We start from the raw sequence: 9,112 nt of genomic DNA on the forward strand, positions 1-9,112 counted from the left end.
CTTTGCGCCGTGGCGTGAAACCTGGCCACGAAGACTCCAAGACTCTAAGAAACACAAAGGGAAAAGAGCGCTAAACCGTTGGAGCACTCCCCTGCATCGTTTGCCGGATCCCATCACGATAGCTCGTGGGCTTAACCCCGAATGCCTTTATAAATTTTGAGCTGTCAAAATAATAATCCTGACTGTTCTGATACTGCATTTCCCGGAGTTCTTTAATGGTGCGGGAAAACAATCCGCCCAATGCCAGCAGCAGTGGCGACAAAACAAAATAGCGGGGCTTTATATGCATCTGTGCGGCGGCCAGTTCAATTAATTGCTTGCCGGTAAGGCGCTCCTCCGATGTAGGCAAATGCCATACCTGGCCATAAGCGGATTCTGTATTGCCCAGCATGGCTGTAGCCTTCGCCGCGTCCGGTGTATAGGTGAAGGAATGTATTTTATGTGCATTGGTTTGCCAGTTGGCACTGCGCCCTTTTTTAAAATTATCCAGTACCAGCTGGTTTAAGATGCCATTCCGGGCGCCCGGACCATAAAAATCGGCACTGCGGGCAATAAGATAACGCAATCCCTTTGTTTCTGCAGCAGCGGCCAACATCCGGATCAGCTCGGTTCTTACCCGGCCTTTTCTTGAGGGAGGATCGATGAAGCTATCTTCCTTCATGTGAGGGATCGCCGTTTTCGCATAGGCATACACATTGTCAAAAAATACCAGTTTACAATGGTGCTGCACACAAGCCTCAATCACATTGCCCATGATCACGGGCCATTGCTGCTCCCAAATTGTTGCGTTATAGGGCAATCCGGCGGTGATATACACAACTTCACTGTCTGCCACCGCGCTCTGAACGAACTTCGCATCCAGCAGGTCACCAGCAAATAATTCATCTGTTTCATTTACTTTTTCCGGATTCCGCCCTACCAGTCGCACCCGGTTGGTATATTCCATTAAAGCTGTTGCAAGAAATTTGCCGATGTCACCGCCTGCGCCTAAAATTGTTTGCATGGTTGTTTGTTTTATAATTGCAAACCTACCACCGGTACGCTGCTCAAACGATGACCTGTGTTAAGATTTTTGAGGAACCATCATCCGTTTCCGGATACGGCTCAGGCTTTCCGGTGCAATGCCCAGGTACTGGGCAATATACCGTTGAGGTACCCGTTGCAGTAACTGGGGCTTTTCCTGCAGCAGATCGCTGAATTGTTTTTCCGGGGAAAGCGACAATAACGATTTTGTGCGGCGGATGTTCTCCGCTGCTACATTTTCAACAATTATCCTGAAAAATTCGGCAGTAGCCGGAGAAGTATGCAGGGCTGTTACCAGGTCTTTACAGGTAATGACCAAACAGGTTGTTGGCTCAAGTGCTACAATGCTGGAAGCCGACCGCGACTTCCGGGAAAAACTTTCAAGGTCGGTAAGGAAGCTATATTCCATCGAAAAATTGCAGGTGCGTTCCTGTCCTTCTTCATTCAGAAAATACTGGCGGAGACTACCTTTCATGATAAAAAAAACTTCATTAGCCACCTGCCCTTCTTCCAGCAACAATGCGCCCCGTTTGTATTTTTTTTCTGAAAAAAGAGACAGGAAATAATCAGCCTCCGCATCGGGGAAAGCCGTAAACCCGCGTATGGTGGCAATAAATGGATGCAACATGCTGTAAAGATAAACAATAAAGCCTCCGGCAAATAACCAGAGGCTTTATCGCTGTTGTTATCCAGATAACTTTATGCGTTCCGCTGTTCAAACTCTTTCATAAAATCCACCAGTTTTTGTACGGTATCCAAAGGCGTTGCATTATAAATGCTTGCCCGCATTCCGCCGGTAGTACGGTGGCCCTTCAGGTTTACAAACCCGCCGGCCGCTGCCTCTTTTAAAAACTGGTCATCCAATGCATGCTCTTTTGTAATGAACGGCACATTCATGATAGAACGGTCTTCTGTTGCCGCTGTTCCACTAAACAATGCAGAATTATCGAGGAATTCGTATAACACACGTGCCTTTTCAATATTTACTTCAGCAATACCTTCTACACCTCCCTGCTCTTTCAGCCATTCGTAAACCAGCTTGCACAGGTAAATGCCGTAAGTGGGCGGGGTATTGAACATGGACCCATTATCCGCATGATTTTTATAATTCATCATGGCCGGTGTAAACTCCATTGCATTTCCTAAAAGATCTTCCCTTACGATCACCACGCATACTCCGGCTGCGCCCATATTCTTTTGAGCGCCGGCATAGATCAGTCCAAATTTCCGTACATCGTAGTATTTAGACAGGATGTCGGAAGACATATCGGCTACCAGTGTTACATCGCCGGTATCCGGCAATGCATTGAACCGGGTTCCATAAATGGTATTATTGGTCGTAATGTGAAAATAATCGGCATCCGGTGTAAATGTAGCCGGATCCAGTTTGGGGATATAGTTAAATGTTTTGTCTTTTGAACTGGCCACTACATTTACCGCACCATAGCGGGATGCTTCCTTGATCGCTTTATCGGACCACACACCCGTATTTACATAGTCTGCTTTTTTATTCCGGTTCATCAGGTTCAGGGGAACCATGGCAAACTGGCTGGATGCACCTCCCTGGAGGAACAATACCTTGTAATTGTCGGGAACCTGCATCAGCTCACGGAACAATTGTTCTGTTGATTCAATAATGGCCATATAATCTTTCGATCGGTGACTCATCTCCATCACGGACATCCCGGTATTGTTGTAGTTTAATAACTCTTTTTGTGCTCTTAATAACACCGCTTCCGGTAATGCACAGGGCCCGGCCGAAAAATTGTAGACTCTTTCCATTCTGAAAACTGTTTTTTAATAAATGAGGTGCAAAATTAATAAGAACCGTGCACCTTGCTAAATGCTTTAATTAAATTCTAATAAGATCCCGATCTGTTGATTTTTTTTCAACAAACCCGCCATTTCGCAGCATATCTGCGCTGTTAACAGGAACAATCTGTTTTAAAGGTACCGTTTACCGCAATGATCTTTGAAATATCAAGGGTAGTGCCGTTATCCAGTACCAGGTACTGTATGCCATCCCGCTGAACGATCTCCCGGATCATTCCTTCGGCCCTTTCCCAGCCGCCGATATCAGATAACAGCGAAACTTTCTGCTGATTTTCCAGATGCGATTTCAGCAATTCCAGAAAGCTGTCGGCGGAATCCAGTGTACATTTATAATCCATAGCTTATCCCCAAAGATAATCATTTCCGAAGGCATTCATACCCAATGAATTCGTTCGCTCAAATATTATTTATTCACACACATACGAATCGGGCTCATTTCAACGTTTTATCTTATGTTCAAAACATATTAGGATTACCTGTAAACTACTACGCACATGGACATAAACAGAATGCAAGACAAAATCATCGCAGAGTTTGAGCATCTGGCCGCTGCGGTCAATAAATTCTCCTATTTCCGGCATTTAAAGCATGTTTCAAATGGTACGGGTGCCATGGAGGCAGCGGATAAAAATGATCAGAACCTGGTAGCCGGCTGCAGCAAGAAAGTATGGGTAACGGCTTATAAGGAAGATGGCCGGATCTACTTTAAAGCCGACAGCGATCATAGTATAACAAGGGGATTGGTCAATCTTTTATTAAAAGTGTATTCCGGTCATACCGTGTCAACCATCACCAATACCGACCTGTATTTTCTGCACGAGATCAAATTATTTCAATACCTGTCTGCCTCCTGGATGCGGGATTTTCTTTCTGTGGTACAGCGCATCAAGTCACTGGCGATTGTACAACATTTGGATACAGGACAGATCAATAAGATTCCCCAAACTTCATAGCGCTGCCGGCACTACCGGTATTTTTGCATGACGCAAAACAGCACCCTCCGTTTTAGTAACCGCGTAGAAGATTACGTAAAATACCGTCCGCATTACCCCGCGGCCATCATTGCCCTGCTGGAGCAGGAAGCCCTGCTAAAACCAGGTTTGCCGGTGGCAGACATCGGTTCCGGCACAGGGATCTCCGCCGAATTGTTTTTACAAAAAGGTTATACCGTATGGGGCATTGAGCCCAACCAGGAAATGCGGCAAAAAAGCGAAGAGCTGCTGCAATCGTATCCGGGTTTCAAAACAATCGACGGTACCGCAGAATCCACTACCCTTGCCGATCAAAGCGTAGGTTTGATCATTGCCGGACAGGCATTTCACTGGTTTAACAGGGAGCAGTGCCGGCCGGAGTTTGAGCGGATCCTGCAACCCGGTGGCGGACTGGCCCTGATCTGGAATGAACGGCTCACGGTAACACCCTTCGAAAAAGACTATGAGGAACTCATCGTCCGGCATGGCCATCAATACCAGAAAGTAGATCACCGGAATATTGATACGGCCGCTATTGAAGCGTTCTTTGCCCCGGGATTGGTTACGTTAACGGCTTTTGACAACCAGCAGGTATTTACCTATGAAGGACTTGAAGGCCGCCTGCTTTCTTCCTCCTATATGCCCGCAAAAGACGGAGCGGGATATAAAGAAATGGTTGCCGATCTTAAAACACTGTTTGATCAGTATCAGACCGGCAACCAGGTTATCATTCATTATGCCACGAAGGTATATTGGGGACGGCTGGGTTAAACTGTACGTCCCATACAGGGATCGCTGATCCCCTCTTTTTTTGTTTCTACCCTGCCCGCATACCGCTTTTCAAAGCTGTTGTTGCCCTTGATCTTTATACTGAAATCATACCAGCCACCGCTTTTTGCAAGATTTAATACCAGGTTCTGACTGCCGTTGACGGCCTTGCTGACCGTATTATTTTTATAAGCATTGTCAACGATATCAACGGTTACCGGTACGGAGCTGCTGAACAGCAATAACACATTCCCCGTAGGCTGATCCCGGTTCATCTCATAGGTACAAAGCACCTTTAAGGGCGGATCCTGCTGGTTGCCCCGGAACTCGCGGTAAAACCCGTTTGGTCCGTGCAGCCGCAGATGATAATTCCCCTGCGCAAAGGCTTTTACCGGCCACTCATAACTTAGGGTATCTCCCTTTTTTACGGCAAAGGACCAGTTCCGGCAAAGGTCCGCCTTCCCGGTTTCATCTGTAAATGCCACAGGAGCATAGGCCGTAAACGGAGCGCCCTGTGCTTTTTGACCAAACACGGAGGTGCCTGCTTTTAATGATACAACCAGGGCCGCTTTGTCTTCAGAAAGGTTTCCATCCACGTACCATTCGTAAGGGATCGCGGGAGAAGGACGGGTTCCCTGCTCCTGCCGGGGCATGAATGGCAGTTCCCGGCCGCCTTTTTCCGCCTGCTTCAGGTCGCTGGCCGATAAAAGATGAAAGCCTCCCGGGTCTTTTTGAAACTGTGCATTATAAATGGTTTCTACAAATGCATCCCGTTTCAGGAACGGCAGTTGCCGTACCGGCTCGCCATTAAAGGGACTGAATGCAGACGTAAGATCGCCGCTAATCGTTCTCCGCCATTCACTGATATTATCGAGATGAATCTTCTTATTGTATTTCTGGTTGATAAAGGTTTCGAGGAATTGCAGTGTAGACGTATGATCAAACAACTGCGAGCATACCTTGCCTCCCCTGCTCCAGGGTGATGCGATGACCATCGGTACCCGGAATCCCAATCCAACCGGGGCCTCACGGGCCTGCTTTTCGGGAATGCCTTGTTTCAATTCATATTCGAGCCGTACATGCTCTACCTCTGTATCGATGCCCTCGCTGCATTTTCCAGTACCGGGCTTCTTATTATCTGCAATGGAAAAAGGCGGCACATGATCATAATAACCATCATTTTCATCATAGGTAAGGATAAAAATGGTCTTTTTCCAAACCTCCGGGTTCCTGGTAAGGATATCCAGGATCTCCGAAACATACCAGGCACCATACCAGGGTGCGCTGGGATGATCCGAAAAATTCTGCGGGCCTGCCAGCCAGGACACAGTAGGCAAACGCCCCTCATCCACATCTTTACGGAACTGGTGGAGAATATCCCCCGAAGGAACCGTTACCATCCGGTCTTTGCCATCTTCGCTGTATTTGAGTTCGGAAACCGAACGGTAGCGTGCATCTTTTTTATTGTTGACAAACGCACTGTAAAAAAGCTCCTTCTGTTTATCGGTCAGCTTCTCAAAATTGGTCCGGCTCCAGCGTTCCAGTTCGGCCCGCGCATTATCCAATGCCGCCTGCTTTTTGCTGAGTGCCGCTTTTATTTTCTTTGAAGCCTCTTCGCTGGAAGGACTTTCCTCCTGCAGTTGATTGATCTCTCCCGGCAGTGTTTCTACCAGTTGTTTTAATCCTTCAACATACCGGGGCGTATATTTTACGTTATAGGCTTTAAAAAACTCCAGCAGGTTACAACCGAAGTTCGACAGCCATGCCCGTTCCTCGCCTTTGTATCCGCCGCCACAGGAAATATCATTCTGGTAAAACTTCCAGTTGATATTATTTTCTGTCAACAGTTCCGGAAACGTTTTCCAGGTCATTTTAGCATGTGCAAAATTATCATTACGGATATTGTCGCGGGGATACCCGTCATCCGTATCCCGGATCTTTCCGGTCCAGAAAAAAGAGCGGTTAGGCGTTGTGCTGGTCATGGCCGAACAAAAATTCTGGTCGCAAACGGTAAAGGCATCCGCCAGTCCATAATTAAACGGCAGGTCTTCCCGGGTATAGTAGCCCATGGTCAGCGGCATGGCCGCATATTTTTTGCTGCCCGTTTTCTTTGCAGGCAGCCATTTATCATACTTTCCATTATTAAATGCATCTACCTGGCTGTGGCGTGAATGCGGAAGTGCGCCCAGCCAGGTGGCATTGGTTTCTTTAATATTCAGCCGGAAGGGAGCATAGGTTTCTCCTTTTTCATTGGTCTGGAACCAAACCGGTTTCTGATCCGGTAAGGTTATGGCCCGGGGGTCATTATATCCCCGTACACCCTGTAAAGTACCAAAACAATGGTCAAAAGAACGGTTCTCCTGCATCAGGATCACGATATGTTCGGCGTCTAAAAAGGTACTGCCCGGTTTGGGGTCAATGGAAAAGGCTTTTAAAAGGCTATCCGGAACGGCGGCTTTAATGCCGGCTGCGCCCGACAGCAGCATCGACTTTTTCAGGAATGCGCGTCTGTTATCCATTCAATCTTTTTTATAAATGAAGCAATGGTCTTAAAAAGTACCTGCCAAATATAATTTAACGAGCCCCGGAGGGGCGATTAAAACATTGCTGACCGGTTCTATTCCTATTTTGACGGCAGAAAATTAAGAAAGTTTAAGAGAAAGAAAGAAAAATAAAGTGCCTAGTCAGCAGTTTTCAGCTATCAGTTATCAGTTTTCAGAAGATATAGCCGGGGAGTAGCTACGGCATTAAATGAAATCCCCCATCCCCCTGGTCGTCCCGCCCTCCGAAGCCCGGTTTTGAACCAGGAACCTCAAACATGCGCTAAGCATGATCATTGGATAAAAACGGGGTTAATATTGAGCTTTAAATAGTTTTCAGCTATCAGTTATCAGTTTTCAGAAGATATGGCCGGGGATGTAGCTACGGCATTAAATGAAATCCCCCGTCCCCCTGGTCGTCCCGCCCTCCGAAGCCCGACTTGGAACCAGGAACCTCAAACATACGCTAAGCATGATCATTGGATATAAAACGGGGTTAATATTGAGCTTTAAATAGCTTTCGGCTATCAGCTATCAGATTCTGTGTTAATTACCAAATAGAAGTTTTAATTTTTTTAATACTTTTGTGTTTTAGGCGGCTTTATGCCAGCCTGTGTAAGAGAGCAATTATTTAATATTGCTCTCTACTTTTTTATTGCACTTCTGTAGCTGCCGGCTGATTTTGCTTTTTTAAATAATCGCTGTCATATTTTTCTTGTTTTTTGTAGAGCGTATACATCATTTCCAGAAGTTTTCGCTGCACCGCTACAGCCGCTTTCATCTTAATACCATGCTTACTCACTAATCTTGCAAAAATGCCTTTAAACCGTTCATCATGTTTAATAGCGGCCAATGCCGGCATATGTAGCGCCTTTCGCAAGTATTTATTGCCCCTTTTGGATATTTTGGATTTTCCCTTTACCGATGTCCCTGATTGTTTCTCCTTCACATCCAGGCCCGCATAGCTGGTCAATTGTCTTTTGTTGCGGATCAGATCAAAACCATTCGTCTCAGCCAGTACCGTAGCAGCTGTTAGTAAACCGATCCCTCGGATAGACGCTAAGAGCGCTATATTCGCTTTTAGCTTTTCGTCTGACTTGATCAACACATTGATATCTGCAACAATCTCTGCTATCTGCTTGTCTAAAAGCGCTATCTGCTTTTTAAACCGGGCTATCGTATTTCTCAGTGGATGCATTTCCGCCTGCTCGGCATGGAGCTGGTTTTTAGCCACTGTTCGAGCTTGTATAAGCTGGTCGCGTTCTCTTACTAATTGACGTATTTGCCTAAATAATGGATCTGGAGGTGTCCAATTATCTAACTTCCTGCTTAATCCAAACAACGTAATAGCTTCAGACGCTGTTTTATCCGTAACCGTTTTTACATCCAAGGTCCGGAAATAATTACTGATCTTATTAGGCAGCACGATACTTACTACCTGATCGTTCTGGCAAAGAAAATAAGCCAATTTCTGATGATACACTCCTGTAGCTTCCATTACAAAGCAAACATTCACATAATCAACGGTCAATTTCTTCACCCATTTTAATAACAACTCAAACCCTTTCTGATTGTTAGTGAACGATTTATACGCGTAAACATCTGCGTTTAGATCACCCGTCATCCGCCCCAGCGCTACCACCAACTCGCCCTGGGCTACATCAATACCACAAACCTCTTTTACAATTTTTTCCATACCAATATTGTTTTAATTCCATAAAATAATAAAGTGAAAAATCTCCCTTCGTTTTGTCTCCTGTCTGGATATCCTGGATATACCACACAACTTGTGTATTCCTTACATTCTGTTCAAACTCGAAGAGATTAAAAGAGTGAGGCGATATCTGATAGACAATATACTATTAATGTTATTTAGCGTTCAGCCCGCTCTCACTCTCCTCTCACCTTTATTAAACTCAAAACTATTGGTAACTTTGATCTATATCTCAAAGAACTTTTTATAATCAAACATAGGAG

8 protein-coding genes are annotated in these 9,112 nt (G+C 45.7%); 2 read left to right on the forward strand and 6 right to left on the reverse strand.

Features of this window, described 5'->3' with window-relative positions; translation table 11 throughout:
* Nucleotides 1-70: 70 nt before the first annotated feature.
* The 4 genes from Q1V85_RS12550 to Q1V85_RS12565 all read right to left on the reverse strand — a co-directional run bounded on the left by Q1V85_RS12550 (nt 71) and on the right by Q1V85_RS12565 (nt 3,194).
* On the reverse strand, nt 71-1,003 hold the full coding sequence (locus Q1V85_RS12550) for an NAD-dependent epimerase/dehydratase family protein (RefSeq protein WP_300600418.1): 933 nt from the start codon (nt 1,001-1,003) through the stop codon (nt 71-73).
* Between the two features lie 60 nt (nt 1,004-1,063).
* A complete protein-coding gene (locus Q1V85_RS12555; protein WP_300600420.1) occupies nt 1,064-1,651 on the reverse strand; it encodes a Crp/Fnr family transcriptional regulator in 588 nt (195 codons plus the stop codon).
* 71 nt (nt 1,652-1,722) lie between these two features.
* Nucleotides 1,723-2,805, reverse strand: a complete 1,083-nt coding sequence (gene serC / locus Q1V85_RS12560; RefSeq protein ID WP_300600422.1) for a 3-phosphoserine/phosphohydroxythreonine transaminase — start codon at nt 2,803-2,805, stop codon at nt 1,723-1,725.
* 143 nt (nt 2,806-2,948) lie between these two features.
* Nucleotides 2,949-3,194, reverse strand: a complete 246-nt coding sequence (locus Q1V85_RS12565; protein ID WP_300600423.1) for a hypothetical protein — start codon at nt 3,192-3,194, stop codon at nt 2,949-2,951.
* A gap of 156 nt (nt 3,195-3,350) precedes the next feature.
* On the opposite strand from Q1V85_RS12565, the gene Q1V85_RS12570 reads away from it, so the two are divergent.
* Both Q1V85_RS12570 and Q1V85_RS12575 read left to right on the forward strand, forming a co-directional pair.
* Complete coding sequence (locus Q1V85_RS12570) at nt 3,351-3,809, forward strand: SufE family protein (protein WP_300600425.1); 459 nt, start codon at nt 3,351-3,353, stop codon at nt 3,807-3,809.
* Between the two features lie 27 nt (nt 3,810-3,836).
* Nucleotides 3,837-4,598 carry a class I SAM-dependent methyltransferase gene (locus Q1V85_RS12575; RefSeq protein ID WP_300600427.1) on the forward strand — a complete coding sequence of 254 codons (762 nt, stop codon included), beginning with the start codon at nt 3,837-3,839 and terminating at the stop codon, nt 4,596-4,598.
* Here Q1V85_RS12575 and Q1V85_RS12580 read toward each other — a convergent pair.
* Both Q1V85_RS12580 and Q1V85_RS12585 read right to left on the reverse strand, forming a co-directional pair.
* Nucleotides 4,595-7,114, reverse strand: a complete 2,520-nt coding sequence (locus Q1V85_RS12580) for a phosphocholine-specific phospholipase C (protein ID WP_300600428.1) — start codon at nt 7,112-7,114, stop codon at nt 4,595-4,597. The genes Q1V85_RS12575 and Q1V85_RS12580 overlap by 4 nt on opposite strands.
* 673 nt (nt 7,115-7,787) lie before the next feature.
* Complete coding sequence (locus Q1V85_RS12585; protein ID WP_300600430.1) at nt 7,788-8,831, reverse strand: IS110 family transposase; 1,044 nt, start codon at nt 8,829-8,831, stop codon at nt 7,788-7,790.
* Nucleotides 8,832-9,112 lie beyond the last annotated feature (281 nt).

This window comes from Niabella sp. (genome assembly GCF_030150205.1).
In the GTDB taxonomy this organism is placed as follows: domain Bacteria; phylum Bacteroidota; class Bacteroidia; order Chitinophagales; family Chitinophagaceae; genus Niabella.

Excerpts from the sequence above, each read along its gene's own strand:
- Q1V85_RS12550 (WP_300600418.1), bottom strand. The coding sequence starts at position 1,003 with ATGCAAACAATTTTAGGCGCAGGCGGTGACATCGGCAAATTTCTTGCA.
- Q1V85_RS12555 (WP_300600420.1), bottom strand. The coding sequence starts at position 1,651 with ATGTTGCATCCATTTATTGCCACCATACGCGGGTTTACGGCTTTCCCC.
- serC (WP_300600422.1), bottom strand. The coding sequence starts at position 2,805 with ATGGAAAGAGTCTACAATTTTTCGGCCGGGCCCTGTGCATTACCGGAA.
- Q1V85_RS12565 (WP_300600423.1), bottom strand. The coding sequence starts at position 3,194 with ATGGATTATAAATGTACACTGGATTCCGCCGACAGCTTTCTGGAATTG.
- Q1V85_RS12570 (WP_300600425.1), top strand. The coding sequence starts at position 3,351 with ATGGACATAAACAGAATGCAAGACAAAATCATCGCAGAGTTTGAGCAT.
- Q1V85_RS12575 (WP_300600427.1), top strand. The coding sequence starts at position 3,837 with ATGACGCAAAACAGCACCCTCCGTTTTAGTAACCGCGTAGAAGATTAC.
- Q1V85_RS12580 (WP_300600428.1), bottom strand. The coding sequence starts at position 7,114 with ATGGATAACAGACGCGCATTCCTGAAAAAGTCGATGCTGCTGTCGGGC.
- Q1V85_RS12585 (WP_300600430.1), bottom strand. The coding sequence starts at position 8,831 with ATGGAAAAAATTGTAAAAGAGGTTTGTGGTATTGATGTAGCCCAGGGC.